Genomic DNA, 22,998 nt, shown 5'->3' on the forward strand with positions numbered 1-22,998 from the left:
CTGCTCCGGATACTTCGACCTGCGAGGCACCAGGACATCCTCCCTCCAGACCAGCGTCTGGAATCAAGGTGTCCGCATCGCGGGGGCAGCTCCACGAGATCCGCCTCCAAGCACGCGAGTCACGTCTCTGAGCACGCGAGTTCGGAGAACAGGGTCACCGCGCTTGCGCACGTACTCACGACACGAACTTCAGACGCACGACACTAGGTACATGAAGGGGGCCATCACGTACTTCACGCCAGTAAGGCCACGAGTAGTCACCCAAGACTGGGTCAGCTCTGACCCGGATCGCCACGCACGGCCCCCGGGCAAGCCGCGCTATAGACATCGGCCGGGCATTCGGTCGCCGAAGGGACCCGTTCTCGTGTGCGGAGGGCGGTGGGGCTCGTGAGGGGTAATGACGGTTCTAACCGTCATTACCCCTCACGAGACCCAAAACGGGTCAGGACTCCATGGCTTTGACGAGCGAAGCGGGCCGCAGGTCGGTCCAGTTGGTCTCGACGTACTCGAGGCACTCCGGCCGCGAGGCCGGGCCGAACTTCGTGGTCCAGCCCGCCGGGACCTCGACGAACTCGGGCCACAGACTGTGCTGGCCCTCGTCGTTGACCAGCACCAGGTACGTGCCGTCGGGGTTCTCGAACGGGTTCGTCATTCCTTGTTCTCCTTCTTCGTGGCCGGTGCGTCAGCCCGGCGGATGAGCGCGTCGAGCGCGGTGAACCAGTCTTCCGCCAGTTCCCGCACCGAGTCTTCGGTCAGCACGGCCTCCGGCCAGGACCACTGCGCGGTCAGTTCGGGACCGCCGGGGCGGTCCTCGGTCAGTGCGTTGAGGGTGAGCGCGTGCGAAACGGGCATCGCGTCGTCCGCCCCGAGTTCCGCCGCTTCGGCCTCTGCGGCGTACGACCAGTCCGTCGCCTCGGGAACGCCGATCCGGCCCAGGTAGTTGAACTCGATCTGCGGCTTCGCGAACGCCGCCAGTTCGGGACCGGTACGCGGGTCGAGGTACCGGAGAACCCCGTGCCCGATCCCCGCGTCCGGCAGCCCGGCGAGGTGCGCCCGGACCCGTTCGAGCGCGGCACCGGCGGCGGCTCCGCCCGCGAACGCGTCGTCCAGGTCAAGCTCGCCGAGATCGAGGCACACCGGCACGACACTGGTGAACCAGCCGACCGTCCGCGAAAGATCCGCGCCACCGGCCAGTTCCTCCTCGCGGCCGTGCCCCTCGACGTCCACCAGCACCGCGCGGCCGTCGTCCCGGCGCCACCGGGCGACGGCGAGCGCGAGCCCGGTGAGCAGGACGTCGTTGATCGTCGCCCCGAACGCCGACGGCACGCGGGACAGCAGCGGAGCCGTCCGCTCGGCGGGCAGGGTCCGTGACACCTTCTTCACCATGGCGGTCACGTCACGTTCGTGGTCCAGCGGCCGGTCCAGCGGGAGCGGGTCCGCGCCGCCCAGTACCGACTTCCACAGGTCCAGCTCACCCTCGCGGTCCTGGTCGGACAGTGCCCGCGACCATCGCCGGAACGAAGTGTCCACAGAGGACAGCTCCGGTTCGCGGCCGTCGGCGACCGCCGCCCAGGCGGAAGCGAGGTCTGGCAACAGGATCCGCCACGAGACACCGTCGACGGCCAGGTGATGAATCATCAGCAGCAACCGGCCGGGACCCGCCGATCCCGTGTCGAACCAGGTCGCGCTCAGCATCACCCCGGCGTCCGGGTCGAGTCTGGCGCGAGTGGGCTCCGCGTGCCGCTCAATCAGGGCGACCAGGTCGCCGCCGTCGACGTCGACGCGTTCGACGAGAACGTCGACGGTCTCCGCCACCCGGAGCGCCCAGCCGTCCACCGACCGATCGAGCCGGGCACGCAGCATGTCGTGCCGCGCGACGACCGCGCCGAGCACCTTCTCCAGTTGCCCGGCGGTCATCCCGGACGGCGTCCGCACCAAGGCGGCCTGGTGGTACCCGGCGATCGGCCCGCCCAGTTCCCGCAGCGCGTGCATGATCGGTGTCAACGCGACCGCGTCATCGTCCGCCACGCTCTCCGCGACCTCGGCGAGGGCCTCGACCGTCCGATGCGCGAACACGTCGTGCGGCGTGATCTTCAGCCCCGCCGCACGGGCCCGGCCGACCAGCCGCATGGCGACGATGCTGTCCCCGCCGAGAGCGAAGAAGTCGTCGTCGGCACCGAGTTCCGGCACGTCGAGCACTTCCGAGAAGAGGGCGCACAGCGCCCTCTCCCGCTCGGTCTCCGGCGCGCGACCTCCGGCCAGCTCCGTGTAGTCCGGCGCGGGCAGCGCCTTGCGATCCAGTTTCCCGTTGGACAGCACCGGGAGCGCGTCGAGGGTGACGAACGCCGCCGGGACCATGTAGTCCGGTAACGCCTCGGCCGCGAACCGCCGCAGTTCTGCGTGCTCCACAGTGGACACCACGTAGGCCACCAGTTGCTTGACCCGCGGCCGGTCCTCGCGGACCAGGACGACGGCCTGCGCGACCTCGTCGTGCCGCTCCAGCACGGCTTCGATCTCGCCGGGTTCGACTCGGAACCCGCGGATCTTCGCCTGGTCGTCGGCCCGGCCGCCGAAGTCCAGCCGTCCGTGGCCGGTCCACCGGGCGAGGTCGCCGGTGCGGTACATCCGCGCGCCCGCCGGACCGAACGGGTCGGCCACGAACCGCTCCGAAGTCCGCGCCGCCCGCCCGAGGTAGCCGCGGGCGAGACCGGCACCGGCGAGGTACAGCTCACCCGTGACACCGGGCGGCACCGGTCGCAACGCCGCGTCCAGCACGTAGGCGCGGGTGTTCGCGACCGGGCGGCCGACCAGCGGCTTGTCGCTGTCGCCGATCCGCGCGACCAAGGCGTCCACTGTGGACTCCGTCGGCCCGTACAGGTTGAAGGCCTCGGTTCCGTCCAAGGTGGCCAGACGACGCCACAGGCTTTCGGGCACCGCCTCGCCACCGACCCCGATCATGGCCAGCGGGCACCGGTCGCCGTCGAGCAGGCCGGCCTCGGCCATCTGCGCGAAGAACGAAGGCGTGACCTCGATGAAGTCGAAGCCGTCCCGTTCGATCATCGCGGCCAGCAGCTCGGGGTCTCGCCGGGTCTGCTCGTCCACGATGTGCACGGCGTGCCCGTCGAGGAGCCACAGCTGCGGCTGCCAGGAGGCGTCGAAGGAGAACGACCACGCGTGTCCCACCCGCAGATGCGGTTTGCCGGTGGCTTCGACCGCGGGCCGGTGCAGGGTGGCGCGGTGGCTGTGGAACAGGTTCACCACGCCGCGATGCGGGACGACGACCCCCTTGGGCGTCCCCGTCGAACCCGACGTGTAGATCACGTACGCCGGATGTTCCGGGACGAGCGGGCGGACGCGGTCCCGGTCGGTCAGATCGTGCGCGAGCCTGTCCTCGGTGACGAGCGCGCACAGCGCGAGCGTCTCGATCCCGGTCCGGGGCAGCGACTCCAGCAGCTCGGGTTCGGTCAGGATCACCTTGGGCCGCGCGTCGGCCAGCATCGCGGCCAGCCGCTCGGCCGGGTAGTCCGGGTCGAGCGGCAGATACGCCCCACCCGCCTTGTGCACGGCGAGGATCGCCAGCAGCACGTCCGCCGACCGCGGCAGTGCCAGCGCCACGAAGTCCTCCGGACCGACGCCGTGGGCGACCAGCGCCCGGCCGAGCCGGTTGGCGCGCTCGTTCAGCTCGTTGAAGGTCCAGGTGACGTCGCCGGACACCACCGCCACCGCGTCGGGCGAACGCCGGACCTGCGCCTCGAACAGACCGGCCACAGTGGACGGTTCGACGGCGATGGCCGCACCGGTCCCGTCGCGCAGGATCCGGTCGAGTTCGGCCTCGGTCAGGATGCCGATCCTCCCGACAAGAGTGTCCACATCGGACACCATGGCGGTCAGCACCCGTTCCATCGCGACCGGGAGGCGCTCCGGCACACCGGTGTCGAACAGGTCTGCGCGGTACTCGGCGGTGAGTTTCAGCCTCGTGCCGGGCTCCACCGCCCAGGTGAGCGGATAGTGCGTGGAGTCCTCGTGGCGCACGATCTCCCCGCGCAGCCCGGCACCGGTCTCGTCCTCCCCCGCGCCCGGGTAGCTCTCGAACACCATCAGCGTGTCGAACAGCTCGCCGAGCCCGGCGCCGCGCTGGATGTCGGCGAGTCCGAGGTGCTGATGCGCGAGCAGCCCCGCCTGGTCGTCCTGGACCCGGCCGAGCAGCGTGCTCAGCTTTTCGGCGGGGTCGACCGTGATCCGCACCGGGATCGTGTTGATGAACAGGCCGATCATCCGCTCGACCCCGGCCAGCTCGGGCGGGCGCCCGGCGACCGTCGCCCCGAACACGACGTCCGATCGCCCGGTCAGCTTGCCGAGCACGATGCTCCACGCCGTCTGGACGAGGGTGTTCAGCGTCAGCCCCCGCGAACGGGCCAGTCCGGCCAGCGCGGCGGTCGCCTGCTCCGGCAGCTCCAGGGTCAGGCGCTCCGGCAGCGCCGGTGCTCGCTGGGGGTCGTGCGGGACGAGATGGGTCGGTTCGGTCAGCCCGTCGAGTGCCTGCCGCCAAGCGGCCTCGGCCGCTTCACGATCCTGGTCGCCGAGCCAGCCGAGATGGTCGCGATACTGCCTGGCGGGCGCCAGGTCCGCGCCCGCGTACAGCTGGGACAGCTCCGCGAACAGCTGCGGCACCGACCAGCCGTCGAGAAGGACGTGCTGGTGGGTGAACACCAGCCGGTGCCGCCCGTCCGGCAAGGCCAGCAACAGGAAACGCAGCACCGGCGCGACCGCCGGATCGAACCGGCGCCGGTCGTGGGCCAGTTCCGGCTCGACGTCTCCGGCCGATTCCACGAAACGCCAGGGAACCGTGACCGAACGCGCCACCAACGCGACCGGACGGCCGGATGCCAGGTAGCGGTAACCGGTGCGCAGGACGGCGTGCCGGTCGACGAGCGCCTGAGCGGCCTCCTTCAGCCGCTGCGGGTCGAGCGGTCCGTCGAGATCGAAGGAGACCTGGACGGTGTAGACGTCGGGACCTTCGCCGTCCATCGTGGCGTGGAACAGCAACCCCGCCTGCAACGGCGTCAGCGGCCACACCTCGGCCGTACCCGGTGCGGCTTCGAGGATTTCGGCGCGCTCGCCGGGGTCGAGGTCCACCAACGGCTTCCCGCTCGCCGACGCGGGCGCGTCGAGCAGCACCGTGCTGACCTCGGCCAAGGCGGCGACGGTCCGGTGCCGGAAGACGTCACGCGGGCTGAGCACCAGCCCGGCACTGCGTACGCGGCCGACCAGCTGCATCGCGACGATGCTGTCGCCGCCGAGGCGGAAGAAGTCGTCGTGGACACCGACCTTGTCCAGCCCGAGGACACCCGCGACGAGCGACGCGAGCAGTTCCTCCCGCGGCGTCCGCGGAGCGTCATCGGAGACCGCCTCGGTGAAGTCCGGGGCGGGCAGTGCCTTGCGATCGAGCTTCCCGTTGGGGGTCAAGGGGAATTCGCCCAGCACCACGAACGCCGACGGCACCATGTACTCCGGCAGTGCGGCCTCCGCCTGCCGCCGGAGGTCTTCGACGTCGGCTGGACCGGCGAGGTAGGCGACGAGCCTGCCCTCGCGCAGGATCACCCGCGCCGGAACCCGCCGGGAAAGCACGGACTCGATCTCGCCGAGCTCGATCCGGAAACCGCGCAACTTGACCTGCTCGTCGACGCGGCCGAGGTATTCGAGGACACCGTCGGAACGCCACCTTGCGAGGTCACCGGTGCGGTACATCCGTTCCCCTGCCGCGAACGGGTTCGCCACGAACCGTTCGGACGTCAGACCCGCCCGTCCGAGGTAGCCACGCGCCAACTGCGTCCCCGCGAGGTACAGCTCACCGGCGACACCGGGCGGAACCGGCTGCAGCCGGGCATCCAGCACGTGAACCCGGGTGTTCCACACTGGACGTCCAATGGGGACGGTGTCGTCGACGACCGCCCACGAGGTCACGTCCACCGAGGCTTCGGTCGGTCCGTAGAGATTGTGCAGCGGAACGTCCACACGGGCGGCCAGTTCCGGCGGGAGCGCCTCGCCACTGCACAGGACCCGGCGGACGCCGTGCCAGCCCGGCTCCTCGGCGAGGAACGCCTCCAGCATCGAGGGGACGAAGTGCAGGGTCGTGATCCGCTGGTCGCGGATCAGCGCTTCGAGGTACCGGGGATCCCGGTGCCCGTCCGGTTTGGCGACCACGAGCGTGGCGCCGGAGATGAGCGGCCAGAAGAACTCCCACACCGACACATCGAAACTCGACGGTGTCTTCTGCAACACGCGGTCCTCGGCAGTGAGACCGTACTCGTCCTGCATCCACAGTAGACGGTTCACGATGCCTTCATGAGGCACCACCACACCCTTCGGCCGACCCGTCGAACCCGACGTGTAGATCGCATACGCCGGAGACTTCGCATCGACGACCCGGCCGAGATTCTCACCGGAGTAGCCATCGACCTCAGGCAGAGTATCGAGAACAACGGCAGGGGCGGCGTCTTCGAGCATGAACGCCAGCCGGTCGGCCGGGTAGTCCGTGTCCAGCGGCAGGTAGGCGCCACCGGCTTTGTGCACGGCGTACAGCGCGACGACCAGCTCGATCGACCGCGGCAGCGACACCGCGACCACCGACTCCGCACCCACACCCTGATCGACCAGCCACCGCGCCAGCTGGTTCGCCCGCGCGTTGAACTCCGCGTAGGAAAGCGAGGCGCCCTCGAACACCACAGCGAGAGCCTCCGGCGTCCGCACCACCTGAGCCTCGAACAGCTCCGGCAGCGTCGCCGCCGGGACGTCGTGTGAGGTGCCGTTCCAACGGGCGAGCGACGTGCGCTCGCTCTCAGCGAGGACGTCGAGCGCGCCGACCGGGATGGCGGGGTCGGCGGCCACCTGCTCGAGGACGGCGATCAGCCGCCGCCCGAACGCCTCGGCCGTGGTCTCGTCGAACAGGTCTGCGCTGTACTCGATCGCGCCGGAGATCCCGTCGGCGTTCTCCAGGAACCCGAATTCGAGGTCGAACTTGGCGACCCCCTGCGCGAAGTCCTCCTGGTCCGCGTGCAGACCCGGCAGCTCCAGCCGGTCGCCCGATTCGGGCAGGTAGACCACCATCACCTGGAACAACGGGTGCCTGGCCAGCGAGCGTTCCGGGTTGACCGCGTCGACCAGCCGCTCGAACGGCAGGTCCTGATGCTCGAAAGCGGCCAGGTCCGCCGCCCGCACCCGTGACAATAGGTCGCCGAACGCGGGGTCGCCGGACAGGTCGGTGCGCAGCACCAGCGAGTTCACGAAGAACCCGACCAGTGGCTCCAGCCGTTCGTCGGTGCGGCCGGAACTCGGCGCGCCGATCGGGATGTCGTCCCCGGCGCCGAGCCGGTGCAGCAGCGCCGCGACCGCGGCCTGCGCCAGCATGAACATGCTGACGTCGTGGCGGCGGGCGACCTCGCGCAGCCGTGCGGTGAGCGCGGCGTCGATCGGGAAGGTGACCAGGCCGCCGCGGTGAGTCGATTCGGCAGGCCGTGGCCGGTCCGTCGGCAGGGCGAGTTCGTCCGGCAGCCCGGCCAGCGTGGCTCGCCAGAACGCGAGGTGCTCGAAGGCCGTCGAGTCCAGCAGTTCTCGTTGCCACAGGGCGTAGTCCGCGTACTGGATCGGAAGTTCGGTCCACTGTGGAGCATTACCGGTCAGCCTCGACTCGTACGCCGTGGCGAGGTCGGCCATCAGCGGTCCTTGCGACCACTCGTCCGTCGCCACGTGGTGCAGCACCAGCAGCAGCACGTGTTCCGTCGGCGAGACCGCGAACACGGTGACCCGGATCGGGAGTTCCTCGTCGAGGGCGAAGCCTCGTCCGGCTTCGGCGGACAGCTGGGCGGGCAGGTCCGTCGCGTCGCAGAAGCGGACCTCCGGTCGCGCGTCGGCCAAAATCCGCTGCGCCGCGACGCCTTCCTCCTCGACGAACACGGTCCGGAGCGTTTCGTGCCGATCGAGGACGTCGCCGATCGCCGCCCGCAGGGCGCCGGTGTCCAGTTCGCCGTGCAGCCGCCAGGCGAGCGGGATGTTGTAGGTGGCAGTGACTCCTTCGAGTCGGTACAGGAACCACAACCGTTGCTGCGCGGGGGAAAGCGGCAGCACGTCCGGTCGTATACCGGCACTCAGGACCGGTCGGGCCGACGGCCCGGCGAGCCGCTCGGCCAGCGCCGCGACGGTGGGGGCGTCGAAGACGTCACGCACCGACACCGTGGCGTCCAGACCCGCCGAGATCCGGCTGACCAGCCGCATCACCAGCAGCGAATGTCCGCCGAGGGCGAAGAAGTCGTCATCGATCCCGACCCGGTCCACGCCGAGCACGTCGGCGAACAACGCGCTCAGGGCTTCTTCCCTGGCGTTCCGCGGATCACGGCCTTCGGTGGCCGCGAACTCAGGCTCTGGCAGCGCCTTGCGGTCGAGTTTGCCGTTCGGGGTCAACGGGATCTCGTCGAGAACGACGATCGCCGAAGGCACCATGTGCTCGGGCAGCTTCGCCGCCACCTCCTCGCGGAGGCCGAGATCAGACCCCACCACGTAAGCGACGAGCCGGTCTTCCCTGGCCACGACCACAGCCCGCGTGACGGCCTCCGAAGCGGTCAGAGCCGCCTCGACTTCGCCGAGTTCGACCCGGAAACCGCGGATCTTGACCTGATCGTCGACGCGGCCCAGGAACTCCAGGACCCCGTCGGCGGACCAGCGCGCGAGGTCACCGGCCCGGTACATCCGCTCCCCCGCGTCGCCGAACGGATCGGCGACGAACCGCTCGGCGGTCAGTCCTGGCCGGGCCAGATACCCGCGAGCGAGCTGCGCACCGGCGAGGTAAAGCTCACCGGGAACACCCGGCGGGACCGGGTTCAACCGGGCGTCCAGCACATAGGTCCGTGTGTTCCACACCGGACGTCCGATCGGGACAGAGGGTGTCGTCTCGGCACCGGCTGGCCAGGCGGTCACGTCGACCGACGCTTCGGTCGGTCCGTAGAGGTTGTACAGCGGGACGTCCACGCGGGCGGCCAGCTCGGACGGCAGCGCCTCACCACTGCACAGGACGCGCCGCAGTCCGGTGCACTCCGCCGTCTCCAGGAACACCGCGAGCATCGACGGGACAAAGTGGACAGTGGTGATCCCCGCGGTGTGAATCAGCTCGGCCAGGTACGCCGGGTCCTTGTGCCCCTCAGGCTTGGCGACCACCAGCGTGGCGCCGGAGATGAGCGGCCAGAAGAACTCCCACACCGACACATCGAAACTCGACGGTGTCTTCTGCAACACCCGATCATCGGCCGTGAGACCGTACTCGTCCTGCATCCACAGCAACCGGTTCACGATGCCTTCATGAGGCACCACGACACCCTTGGGACGACCGGTCGAACCCGACGTGTAAATCACGTAGGCGGGCGACTTCGGATCGACGACCCGGCCGAGGTTCTCACCGGAATAGCCGTCGAGATCGGGCAAGGTCTCCAGAACGACCGCGGGGGAAGCGTCTTCGAGCATGAACGCGATGCGATCCGCCGGGTATTCGCGGTCGACCGGCAGGTAGGCCCCGCCCGCCTTGTGCACCGCGTACAGCGCGACGACCAGCTCGATCGACCGCGGCAGCGACACCGCGACCACCGACTCCTCACCCACACCCTGATCGACCAGCCACCGCGCCAACTGGTTCGCCCGCGCGTTGAACTCACCATAGGAAAGCGAGGCGCCCTCGAACACCACAGCGAGAGCCTCCGGCGTCCGCACCACCTGAGCCTCGAACAACTCCGGCAGCGTCGCCGCCGGGACTTCGCGAGCCGTGCGGTTCCACTCGGTCACGCACGCGAGTTCGTCGCCGACGAGGACGTCGAGTGCGCCGACCGGCCGATCCGGCTCGGCGGTGACCTGCACCAGCAGGGACGCGAGCCGGTCGAGCAGCCGTCGGGCCGTCGCCTCGCCGGCGAGGTCCTCGGCGTACTCCAGCATCAGCGTGGCGCTGTGCTCGTCGTCGACCATCGTGAAGTGCAGGTCGAACTTCGCCATGCCGGTGTCCATCTCGAACCACTCGGCGGGCAGGCCGAGCACGTCGTGGGCCCCGCTCTGCCGGTGGTAGCCCACCATCACCTGGAAGAGCGGGTTGCGCCCCGGCACCCGGGGCGGGTTCAGCTCTTCGACCACGCGCTCGAACGGCAGGTCGCCGTGCGAGAACGCAGCGAGATCCGCCTCGCGCACCCTGTCGAGCAGTTCGGCGAACGTCGGATCGCCGGCGAGATCGGTCCGCAGGACCAGGGTGTTCACGAAGAATCCGACAAGGTCGTCGAGTCCCGCGTCGGTGCGTCCCGCGATCGGGGCGCCGAGCGGGATGTCGTCCCCGGCACCGGTGCGGTGCAGCAGCGCGGCCACGGCCGCCTGAAGCACCATGAACGGGCTCGCTCCCGCTTTCGCCGCCAGGTCACGCACGGCGGCAGCCTGCTCGTGGGGCAGCCGGGACTTGACCTTTCCGCCCCGACCGGTCGGCCGAAGCGGACGCGGGCGGTCCAGCGGCAGCGTCAGCTCGTCCGGCGCTCCGCGCAGGGAGTCCGCCCAGAAGGCGATCTGGTCGGCCCCACGTTGATCGAGGAAGTCTTTCTGCCACAGGGCGAAGTCCGCGTACTGCACCGGCAGGTCCGTCCACCCGGGAGCGTCGCCGGTGAGCCGGGCCTGATAGGCCGAGTTCAAATCGTGCAGGAACGGGCGGTCGGACCATTCGTCGGTCGCACTGTGGTGCAGGACCAGCGAGATCACCTGGTCTCCGGCACCGAGCCGCAGCACCCGCAACCGGACCGGGATCTCGCGGGCGAGGTCGAAGGGCGTCCGTGAAAGCTCGGCGACGCGGGCGTCCAGCCCGGCCTCGTCGCATTCCTCGACGGCGAACGGGATCTCCGGCGCGTCGACGACGCGCTGGTAGGGCTCGCCGTCGTGCTCGGCGAACACGGTCCGCAGGACCTCGTGCCTGCCGAGCACGTCGCCCAGCGCGGCGCGCAACGCGTCGAAGTCCAGCTCGCCACGCAACCGGAAGGTCAACGGGAAGTTGTAGGCGACCGCGTTCGCTTCCATCCGGTCGACCAGCCAGAGGCTTCGCTGCGCGGACGAAAGCGGGATGCGTTCCGGGCGTTCGGCACGGACCACCGCGGGCCGTGCCGGTTCGCCGCCGCCCGCGCGCGCGGCCAGTTCGGCGACGGTCGGCGCCTCGAACAGGTCACGGATCGCCAGTTCGGCGCCGAGTTCAGTCCGGGCCCGGCTGATCAGCCGGGTGGCCAGCAGCGAGTGGCCGCCGAGGTCGAAGAAGTTGTCCTCGACGCCGACGCCGTCCAGCCCGAGAACCTCGGCGAAGAGCGCGCACAGCGTTTCTTCCTCGACGGTCTCGGCCGGACGGCTTTCGGTAAGCCGCACCGCCGGATCGGCGTCCGGCAGCGCCCGCACGTTGAGCTTTCCGTTGTCGGTCAACGGCAAGCCGCCGAGGGTGACGAACGCGGCCGGGACCATGTAGTCCGGTAGTTCCGTCTTGAGCCGGTCTCGCAGGCGCTGCACCAGTTCGCCGCCGCCGCGAGCCGACGTCGGGCTCGTGGCGTACTTGGCCAGATTCGTGCCGACCGAGACCGGCAGATGCACATCGGTGATCAGCGCGTCCGGCTGTCCCTTGTGGACGAACACGGCTTCGAACGCGCCGTCCGCGGACCAGGTGGTGTGCACGCGGTAACCGAGCCGTTCACCGAGTTCGTGCACGTCCTCCGGCTCGACGCCGTCGGTGGCACGGAAACGCGCCAGGACGTCGATGAGCGGCGCACCGGCGTCCAGCGCCCGGGTCGCCTCGACCTCGGGCAGCTGCCGGGCGTCCGGGATCCGGCTCACCCGCAGGGTTTCCGCGGCCGCGAGCCGTTCTTCCAACGCGGCGAGCGAACCGACCTCGTCCCAGGACAGACGCGGTGCCTGCGCGACCGAGAAGGTCTCAGCGGGCTCCTTCACCAGGACGGCGTCGTAGCGGTACCGGCTCAGCTCGTTGTGCAGCCGGGCCCGTTTGATCCGGACCTGCGCCGCGACGTCCGGAAGCCGCCGCGCGAGCGCGGTGAAGTAGTCCGGATCGATCAGCAGTTCCTTCTCCAGCGCGGCACCGCGTTCGATCGCCCGCCGCACCTGGGCGACGTCGGAGGTCGCGTCGGCGCGGGTCAGCTGGATCGCGGTGTGGAAGGCGCGCGCGAGGCGCAGGTTCCGGACGTCGCCGACGAACAGCGCGCCACCGGGGGCGAGCAGGCCGATCGCCTTGGTGACGACATCGGTCAGGTAGTCGACGCTCGGGAAGTACTGGATGACGGAGTTGATCACGATCGTGTCGAACCGCCCGGCGGGCAGACCGTCGAACACGTGCGCCGGCTGGGCGCGCAGGTTCACCTTGGCCGCCAGCTCCGGATCCCGCTCCAGTTCCCGGTTCAGCTTCGCGATCACCGGCGCGGCGAGGTCGGTGCCCCAGTACTCCCGCGCGAGCGGCGCGATCTGCCCCATCAGCAGACCGGTGCCGACACCGATCTCCAGCACCCGTCCCGGCTTCAGCTCGGCGATCCGGTCGACGGTCGCCTGCCGCCATTCCCGCATGTGCTCCAGTGGGATCGGAGCGCCGTCGTAGCTGGAATCCCAGCCCGCGAAGTCCTCGGTGAACAACGCGGTCGGGATCTCGGTGTACTCGTCCGAGTAGATCTGCTGCCATTCGCCGACCTGGTCGGCCTCCGCCTCGGCTCGCGCGTCCCCGCTCAGTTCCGCTGGGACGACGTAGCCGATGAGCCGTTGCAGCCCGGGCGCCGACGGATCCGGCCGGGCGATGACGGCGGCCTGCGCGACCTCCGGATACCGGCTGAGCGCGGTCTCGATCTCGCCGAGTTCGACGCGGTAGCCGCGGATCTTGACCTGGTCGTCGGTCCGGCCGAGGAAGTCGAGGTTCCCGTCCGGGCGACGCCTCACCAGGTCGCCGGTGCGGTACATCCGACCGCCGCCGACGACGAACGGGTCGGCGACGAAGCGCTCGGCGGTCAGGGCGGGGCGGCCGAGGTAGCCGCGGGCCAGCCCCTCGCCCGCGATGTAGAGCTCACCCGCGACCCCGTCCGGGACCGGCCGGAGCCAGGCATCCACGATGTAGGCGCGGGTGTTCCAGATCGGTTTGCCGACGGTCGGGGTGTCGCTGTCGGTCGTGCCGCCACCGAGGGTGTTGATGGTGTATTCGGTGGGGCCGTACAGGTTGTAGCCGTAGGTCCCGTCGGTGTCGCGAAGCCGGTTCCACACCGACTCCGAGACCGCCTCGCCGCCGAGCAGCACGAGCGCGGGCCGGTGGCGTCCGTTCCCGTCCTCCAGCAGCCCTTCCTCGATCAACAGGTGGGCGTATGTCGGCGTCACGTTGACGACGTCGACTTCGTGCTCGTCGCAGTACGCCACGAGTGCCCGCGCGTCCCGTCGCAGTTCCTCGTCGCAGACGTGGACCTCGTGCCCTTCGACGAGCCACAGCAGCTCTTCCCAGGACATGTCGAAGGCGAACGACACGGTGTGCGCGATCCTCAGCCGCCGTCCGCCCGCCGACGCGATGGCCGGGGCGAAGATCGCGCCCTGGTGGTTGAGCTGCATGTTCGTCAGGCCGCGATACGGCGTGACGACGCCCTTGGGCTTGCCCGTCGAACCCGACGTGTAGATGACGTACGCCGGGTGTTCCATGCGGTCCGCGCGGCCGCGCGCGAACAGCGGGCGTTCGGCGTCGGAGATCGGGCCGTCGCCGAACGCCCTGTCTTCGTAGTCGTCGACCAGGACGCGAGGAACGTCATCGGGCAGTGTCGCCGAGACGTCCTTTGTGGACACCAGGCACAGCGGCCGGGCGTCGTCCAGCATCACCGCGAGCCGGTCGGCCGGATAGTCGAGTTCCAGCGGCAGGTATGCCGCGCCGGTCCGCAGGACGGCGAACAACGCGACGACCATGTCGATCGAGCGCGGCAGGCCGAGCGCGATCACCTGCTCCGGCGCGGCCCCCTTCGACAGCAGAAGGCGGGCCATCCGGTTGACGCGCGCGTCGAGTTCGGCGTAGGTCAGTTGTTCCCCGCCGCACACCAGGGCGGCCGCGTCCGGGGTCCGCTCGGCCTGGACGGCGAGCAGGTCCGCGATCGTGTCCTCGATCACCGGATGCTCGGCCTCGGCCCAGCCCGCTTCGAGCGCGGCGCGCTCCTCGGCGGACACCGTCGCGAGCGCGCCGGCCGGTTTCGCCGGGTCGGCGACGATCTGCTCGACCAGCGAGGTGAACCGGCCCAGCACCGACGCGGCCTCGTCCGCGTCGATCACGTCGCCCCGGTAGGACAGCGTGATCCGCGTTTCCTCACCCGGCGTCACCACGAGCGTCAACGGGTAATGCGTCGCGTCGATGTTGAGCAGGCCGGTGATGCCGTGCCGATGACGCAGGCCCTCGCGCCGCTCGTCGCCGTCCGCGTTGCGCAGCACGAAGAGCGTGTCGAACAGGACTCGATGCCCGGCTTCCCGTTGCAGGACGCCGAGGCTCATGAACTCGTACGGGGTCAGGTCCATCCGCTCGGACTGCAGGCGCCGCACCAGGTCCAGGACGGATTCGCCCGCGTCGAGCCGCACCCGGGTGGGCACGGTGTTGAGGAACAGGCCGATGGTGTTCTCGATGTCGGGCACGGCGGCGGGCCTGCCCGCGACCGCGGCGCCGAACACGACGTCGTGCCGCCCGGTCATGGTCGACAGGACCAGGCCCCAGGCGGCGTTGAGCACGGAGTTGACGGTCAGGCCGTGCCGCCGGGCCTGCTCCCGCAGCCCTCGGCTCAGGTCGCCGGGCAGCACGGTGTCCAGGTTGACCGGGGTGGCCGGGACCAGGTCCTGGCCGTCCGGTCCGATGACGGTCGGCTCCGCGAGCCCGGACAGCGCTTCGCGCCAGGCATCCGTGGCGGCTTCGATGTCCTGCCGACCCAGCCAGCGGAGGAAGTCCACATAGGACCCGGCCACGGGCAGCGTCCGGTCGTCTCCGCCGAGTTCGTACAGCGCGAACAGCTGCTCGATGAACAGCCAGGCCGACCACCCGTCCCAGAGCAGCAGATGCCGGTTCAGCACCACGCGATCGCGTCCGTCCCCGAGCCGTACGAGCTTGAGCCGGAACAGTGGCGGGGTACCGAGGTCGAACCGCGTCGCACGGTCCTCGGCCATCAGGTCGTCGAGCCGTGCCCGCTGTTCGTCCTCGGGCAGTGTCGACAGATCCACTTCGGACACCGGAGGCTCGACGGCCGCCGCCACGAACTGCACCGGGCCTCGCAGCCCCTCGCTGGTGAAACCGGCACCGAGGCTCGGGACGCGGCGGATCAGCGCGGACACCGCCGACCGCAGCCGTCCGATGTCCAAGCGGTGATCGAAGTCGATCGCCTCCTGGATCGTGTAGATGTCGACCCGGTCGGAGTTGTAGCTGGAGTGGAAGAACAGCCCTTCCTGAAGCGGCGACAGCGGCCAGATGTCGGCGACCGGGACCGGGCTGAACCGCTCGACGCGGGCGATCTCTTCCTGCGTCAGCGACACCAGTTCGAGGTCCGACGGGGTGAGCCCCACCGGCGCGTCGGTGTCCACCGCCGCAAGTCCGGCCATGGCGTCGGCCCAGCGGTCGGCGAGGACGAGCGCTTCGGCCGGGCCCTCGAACGTCGCGGTCAGCCTCGGCCCGTTCTCGGTGTCCTCACAGGCGACCCCGATCCGCAGGACATGATCCCCTGGCGGCGGCACCGCCGCGTGCCCGGCGATCTGCCACTCCCCCGCTCCGGCGGGGACACGGCCGTCGTACCGCAGGGCGATCCCCGGCCGGGCGAGCCCGGCGAACAGCGGCGCGGTCTGCGCGTTGAGGTAACGCAGCCGGCCGTAGCCCTCGGGTGTCGCCCGGACGGTTTCCTTGACTGCCTTGAGCATCGCGAGCGGTTCTCCGGTCGCGGTGATCCGCACCGGCCGAACCGAAGTCAGCGCGCCGACGGTGTCCGAGACCTCGACTCGTCCATGGAGATCGACGAGGAGGTCGCCGTCGACAGCGGCTTTCAGCGCCGTCAGGAGGACGTCGGTCACGTCGCCGTGCACAGCGGCGGGCAGCGGGCCGACGAGCGTACGAGTGTCCTCGGTGGACAAGGTGATCCGGAGTTCGGCGATGTCACCCGCACCGGGTACCTCGAAGGCGCCAGGCGCCAGCGTCTCGGCCCAGTGGGCGACTTCGCCGAGCAGCGCGGGATCCTGCGCTCCTCCGGCGATCCGGCGGGCGATGGTCCTCAGCGAGGTCTCCACCGGCGTGAACGCGGGCACGTGGCCCTCGGTCACGGCCCGCCAGGCGATGGCGAGATCGGCCACCACCGTCGCCAGGCTCCGCGCGTCCAGGAGCACCGGATGGGCGACCAGAAGCAGCCGGCCGGACTCTTCGAACCACACCGCCTGCAGCAGGCTGTCCGTGAGCCTGTCGGCTGCGCCCCGGTATTCGGCTTCGAGTGAACCGGTCGCGCGGCGAAGCAGGTCCGCCGCCTGAACCGTCCCTTGTGGACGGACTTCGAGCGACCACAGCACCGAAGCGACGCGCGAGAGTTCGAGCCGCAGGCCGTCGTGGTGGTCGAGGACCAGCTGCAGGGCCGCCGCGAGCGTCTCGACGTCGGCCTCGGACGGCACGGTCAGGACCACGGACTCCGGTTGTGCCGCGGAACCCAGCTCCCGGATCCGGAGTGCTTCGGGCAGGAGCGGGAGGGCGCCGACTCCATCGGCGTCCGCCACCGGTGCCGGTTCGGCCGCCAGACCGGTGGCGGCGAGCGCGGCCGGGGTCCGGAGTTCGAACACGTCCTTGGGGCTCAGCTCGAAACCGGCCCGGCGGGCGCGGCTCGACACGGCGATCGAGGAGATGCTGTCGCCGCCCAGCAGGAAGAAGTCCCCGTGAACGTCGACGGCGTCCAGTCCCAGGACGTCCGCGAAGATCCGCGCGAGCGCGCGTTCCTGCTCGTTCCCGGACGGCGCGCTCACGGGCTGCCCGGTCTCGGGCGCGGGCAACGCCCGGACGTCGAGCTTTCCACTGGGCGTCAGGGGGAACTCGTCGAGGACCACGAGCGAGCGCGGGACCATCGGAGCGGGCAACGCCTCGCTCACCGCGGACCGCAGCCGCTCCGGATCCGCGGCGCCGGCCACGTAGCCGATCAGCGTGCCGTCCTTCGCCACGACCGTGGCGGCCGTGACGCCGGGCTGCGCGGCGAGGACGGCCTCGATCTCGCCGAGTTCGATCCGGTTGCCGCGGATCTTCACCTGGCGGTCGGTGCGGCCGAGATACTCGAGCTCGCCGTCGGCGCGGCGCCGGACCAGGTCCCCGGTCCGGTACAACCGCTGCCCCGGTTCACCGAACGGATCGGCGACGAACCGTTCGGCGGTCAAAGACGGACGACCGTGGTAGCCACGGGCCAGCTGGACGCCGGCGAGATACAGCTCACCCGCCACGCCGTCGGGAACCGGGCGGAGGTGGCCGTCGAGGACGTGCAGGCGCGTGTTCCACACTGGACGTCCGATGGGGACGGTGACTCCTTCGGAGCCGGTGGTGCCGAAGAAGGTCACGTCCACGGCGGCCTCGGTCGGACCGTAGAGGTTGTGCAGCGGGACGCCGGTGAGCGACCGCCAGCGAGCGGTGATCTCGCCGGTCAGCGCCTCCCCGCTGGAGAAGACGCGGCGCAGCGAGCGGGTCCAGCCGAGGTCTTCCGTGACGTCCTCGCTGCCCAGGAACGCGGAAAGCATCGACGGCACGAAGTGCAGGGTGGTGATCTCACGCTCGCGGATGATCCGCGCGAGATACGCCGGGTCGCGGTGGCCGTCCGGTTCGGCCAGCACCACCGCGGCGCCTTCGCAGAGCGCCCAGAAGAATTCCCAGACGGACACGTCGAAACTCGACGGCGTCTTCTGCAGCACCCGATCCGACGCGGTGAGCCGGTACTCGTGCTGCATCCACGCGAGCCGGTTGACGATCGCGCGATGGGTGACCGCCACGCCCTTCGGCCGCCCGGTCGAACCGGAGGTGTAGATCAGGTAGGCGGTGTTGTCCGGCCCGGCGGGTACGCGCGAAACGTCGTCGACGTCGGCCTGGCCGGTCACGGAAACGTGGTCGATCCCGGCGACGACGGGAATCCGCGAAGCCGTCCCGGGTTCGGACACGACGAGACGCGCGCCGGAATCGGCCAGCATGTACTCGAGCCGATCGGCCGGGTAATCGAGGTCGATCGGCAGATAGGCGGCCCCGGCCTTGAGGACGCCCAGCAGGGCGACCATCAGCTCGGCCGACCTCGGCACGGCGACGGCGACGACCTCTTCGGGACCGGCTCCCGCTGAACGCAACCGACGGGCCAGCTCCTCCGCGCGGACGTCGAGGTCCGAATAGGACAGTTCGGTGTCCTTGAACACCACCGCTGTCGCGGACGGCGTCCTGGTGACCTGCTCGGCGAAGGCCTCGGTCAGCGTGCGCTCCGGCACCGGATGCGCGGTGGCGTTCAGTTCGGTCAGACGGCCGCGTTCGGCGGGCGACAGCAGATCGACGGCCGCGACCGGCAGGGCGGGGTTCGCGGTCAGCGTCTCCAGCAACCGGGCGAACCGTTCCGCGAGCTGCCCTGCCGTGACCGCATCGATCCGGGCGGCGTCGAATTTGAGGCTGAACTCCAGGTCCTCCCCCGGTGTCGCGATCAGCGCGACCGGGAAGTGCACCGCGTCGGTGACCTCGACGCCGGTGAGGCGGACGGTTCCGGACGGATCCACGCGCGCGTCGTCACGCGGGAAGTTCTCGACGACGACGAGCGTGTCGAACAGTTCTTCCTGCCCGGCACCGGCGATGCGTTGCAGTTCGCCGAGGCCGAGGTGCTGGTGCCCCAGCAGCGCCGACTGCTCGTCCTGCAACCGCCACAGCACGGCGGCGACGGTTTCGGCACCGGACCAGCTCAGCCGCACCGGCACCGTGTTGATGTACAGGCCGACCGCCGATTCGAGACCGTCGGCGCCGGTGTCCCGGCCGGAGACCGTGCTGCCGAACAGCACGTCGTCTCGGCCGGTGAGCCCGCCGAGCAGGAGCCCCCAGGCACCGTGCAAGACGGTGCCGAGGGTCAGGCCGTGCGCACGGGCCATGGCCGACAGCTCCGCCGTCGCCCGCCCACCGAGGCTCACTCGTACCCGCGACGGCCGCCGCTGGCCGGTGGCCGGTACTTCGATCAGCCGTGTGGGCTCGTCCACTCCGGACAACGCCGTCCGCCAGGCTTCGCGGGAAGCCTCGTGGTCGCGGGCCGCGAGCCGCCGCAGATGGTCCGTTCGGGAGTCGACCTCCGGGCGTGGGCCGTCCGCTTCTCCGTAAGCCGCCAGCAGCTCGCGGAGCAGCACCACGACCGACCAGCCATCGGCGATGATGTGGTGGAACGTCAACGCCAGTTCGGCCCGGTCTTCACCGAGCCGGGCGAAGGTCGCCCGCAGCAGGGGCGGCCGGGCGAAGTCGAATCGGCGCGCGCGATCGGCCTCGAAGGCTTCCGCGGCGTCTTCAGCGGCCACTTCGCGCCAGGGCAGTTCGGCGTGCCGGGTCACCAGCTGGACGACCTGTCCGCCGTCGAGCTGCCGGAAACCGGACCGCAGCGACGAATACCGGTCCAGCAACGCCTGCACCGACCGGCGCACCGCGGCGGCGTCGACCGGCCCTTCAAGGCGCAGCACCTCCTGGACGGTGTAGATGTCGGCGGCCGAGCCGCCTTCGAATTCGGCGTGGAAGAAGAAGCCTTCCTGCAACGGCGTCACGGGCAGGACGTCGGCGTACTCGGCGAGCGACGCGCGTTCGGCGTCGGTCAGGTCGAGCAACGGGCGATCATCCACAGTGGACTCGCCGGGCACGGGATCCGCGCACGCGGCCAGCGCCTCGGGCGTCCGGTGCTGGAACACCTGGCGCGGAGTGATGGCGAGGCCCTGTTCCGCGGCTCCGAGCACCAGCCGGATGGACAGGATGCTGTCGCCGCCGAGGGAAAAGAAGTCGTCGTCGGCACCGGCCGAGGCCAGCCCGAGGACCCGCGCGACGACGCCGCACAGGATCCGCTCCCGCTCGGTCCGCGGCGCGCGGCCGGTGGCGGCGGCGCCGAAATCGGGCAGGGGCAGCGAAGTGCGGTCCAGTTTGCCGTTCGGCATGATCGGCAGCCGGTCGAGTTCCACGAACGCCGAGGGCACCATGTAGTGCGGCAACGCCGATTCCGCGTGGCCGCGCAGTTCCTTCGACAGTGACGGCGAGCCGCCCGCCTCCGGGACGAAGTACGCCACCAGCCGCCGGTCGCCCGGCTTGACCTCGCGCGGCACGACGGCGATCCGGTCGACCCCGGGATAGGTGGCGAGCGCGGATTCGACCTCTCCCGGTTCGATCCGGAAACCGCGGATCTTGACCTGGTGATCGGTGCGGCCAAGGAAGTCGAGATTGCCGTCGGCACGCCAGCGGACGCGGTCGCCGGTGCGGTACATCCGCTCGCCGCCACCGGCGAAGGGGTCGGCCACGAAGCGTTCCGCCGACAGGCCGGGACGTCCGGCATACCCCCGCGCGAGACCGCGGCCGCCGACGTACAGCTCGCCTTCGACACCGACCGGCACCGGCCGCAGCGCGGTGTCGAGGACGTAGCAGCGGGTGTTCGGATCCGGTCTGCCGATCGGGATCGGTCCGGTCCAGCCGGGCTCGGCCGCCCACAGTGTCGAGTTCACCGTCGCCTCGGTGAGCCCGTACGCGGCGACGACCCGCAGGTCTTCGGCCCAGCGCGCGATCAGTTCCGGTGGAACGGTTTCGGTGCCAACGACGAGCACCGCGCCCTTCGGCAGTTCGCAGTCCGGCGGCAACGCGGCGACCAGCGACGGCGGCAGGATCATGTGCGTCGCCTCGTGCTCGGCGATGTAGCCGGTCAGCTCGACACCCGCGACCCGGCGGTGCGACGGCACCACGATCAGCGTTCCGCCGACGCACAGCGACATGACCAGATCCCAGACCGTCACGTCGAACCCGGTCGAGGCGAACTGCACGACCCGGCTGTCCGGGCTGATGCCGATCCGTTCGGTCGCCGTGCTGATCAGACTCCCTATCCCGTCGTGCGACAGGACCACGCCCTTCGGCTTCCCGGTCGAGCCCGAGGTGTAGATGACGTACGCCGCCCGGCTCAGCGCTATCCCGCTCACGTCCACAGTGGACGCGTCGAATGCCGCGAGTTCGGCGGCGATCGCCGGATCGTCGAGCAGTACCCGGTCGACGTCCACACTGGACGGCAATTGAGCCGATTCATCCTTTGTGGACACAACGACGCCCGCTCCGGCGCGGGAAAGCATGTACGCGATGCGGTCTTCGGGGTGGTCGAGGTCGAGCGGGAGGTAGGCCGCCCCGGCCTTCATGACGGCCAGGAGCGCGACGATCAGGTCCGCCGACCGCGGCATCGCGACCGCGACGACATCCTCGTCACCGACACCCCGGCTCCGCAGCAGCCGGGCGAGCCGGTTGGCGGCGGCGTCGACCTCGGCGTAGGTCAGCCGGACGTCATCGCAGACGACGGCCTCGGCGTCCGGCTTCAGTGCCACGACCCGGTCGAACGCCGCGGGCCAGGACACTTCCGGCGAATCCGCCGCCGCGGTCCCGAACTCCAGCACCTTGGCCCGTTCCTCGGCCGAGAGCAGGTCGATCGCGGCCAGCGGCAGCTCCGGCCGCGCCACCAGGCAGGCCAAGGCCGTGGCGAACCGGCGACGGTGCTCGGCCAGCTCGGCGTCCGAGGACACACCCGCGTCGGCGTCGAAGTCGAAGCGCAGGCTCCGGCCCTCACCGGCGTCGTAGACGGCGATGGCGACGTCGCTGATCGGCCCGAGTTCGAGGTTGTGCACGGTGGTGCTCGCGTCGCCGAACGCGAGTTCACCGTCCACGGCCATGAAGTTCACGCTCAGCCCGACGAGTTCGTGCACCCCGCCACTCGCGCCTAGTTCCCGCGCGAGGTCCTCGCCGCGGTACCGGCTGTGCTCCAGCAGCGCGGAGACCTTCTCGGCGACCTGGGCGACCAGCCGCGCGGGCGTCGTCTCGGGCCGCACGGTCAGCCGCAGCGGAAGGACGTTGGACACCATCCCCGGCTGCTCGCGCAGCGCGCGGGTGGTCCGGGCGGTGACCGGCAGACCAAGCACAAGGTCTTCGGCTCCGGTCACGCGATGGGCGTACGCCGCCACCGCGGCGATCGCGACCCGGGACAGCCTCGTTCCCGCGCCGAGCGCGAACTTCCGGAGATGGCCGGTTTCCGCCGCCGTCAGCTCCCACGAGTGCCTTCGCAACCTGACGGGCTCGGTGGAAGCGCGTTCGAGCAACCGCACCGGGTTCGGCCTGCCCGCGAGTTCGCCGAGCCAGTAGGCGTGGTCGGTTGTCGAGTCATAGGCAGCCTCGGCCTCGACCAAGCCCGAGAGCGGCCAAGTCACCGTCTCGGTGGTTCCCGAGTAGAGAGCCGCCGCACGGCGGGTCAGGACCGCCTGCCCGTGCGCGTCCATCACCAGATGGTGGTAGCGCTGGAACCAGCGGACCCGGTCATCGGCGAGAACCAGCAGCGCGTGGGCGGTGAGCGGGCCTCGGGCGAGGTCGGAGACCACGGCCAATTCCGCCCGTGCCCACTCGTCGGCCGCCCGCTCCGGGTCGGGTTCGCCGGTGAAGTCCAGGACGGCGACCTCACCCGGCGCGGCCGGAAGCTGGACCGGCTCGCCGTTCTCGAAGCCGACCTTGACGTGCAGGCACTCCGCCTCCGCGACCGCCCGCCCGACGGCTTCACGCAGCCGGGTGAGGTCGAGGTCGCCTCGCAGCTCAGCGAACCAGCCGATCGTGTAGACCGGATCGGCCGGGTCGAGCTGCTGAGCGAGCCAGATCCCCTTCTGGGCCGGAGTCAGGGGAAAGCCGCGGTTCATCGGGATTGCCTCCACCGTTCGAAAACACTCAACGTCGAC

The 22,998-nt window shown here is 70.4% G+C and carries 2 protein-coding genes; both read right to left on the reverse strand.

The window, feature by feature from the left end; all coding sequences use genetic code 11:
- Positions 1 to 442: 442 nt before the first annotated feature.
- Positions 443 to 652 carry an MbtH family protein gene (locus ACZ54P_RS40525; protein WP_007029404.1) on the reverse strand — a complete coding sequence of 70 codons (210 nt, stop codon included), beginning with the start codon at positions 650 to 652 and terminating at the stop codon, positions 443 to 445.
- Entirely contained in the window at positions 649 to 22,974 is a 22,326-nt protein-coding gene (locus ACZ54P_RS40530; protein WP_465466936.1) for a non-ribosomal peptide synthase/polyketide synthase, read from the reverse strand. Before ACZ54P_RS40530 ends, ACZ54P_RS40525 begins: the two co-directional genes overlap by 4 nt.
- Between the last annotated feature and the right edge of the window lie 24 nt (positions 22,975 to 22,998).

It is taken from the genome of Amycolatopsis sp. NPDC034160, assembly GCF_055575355.1.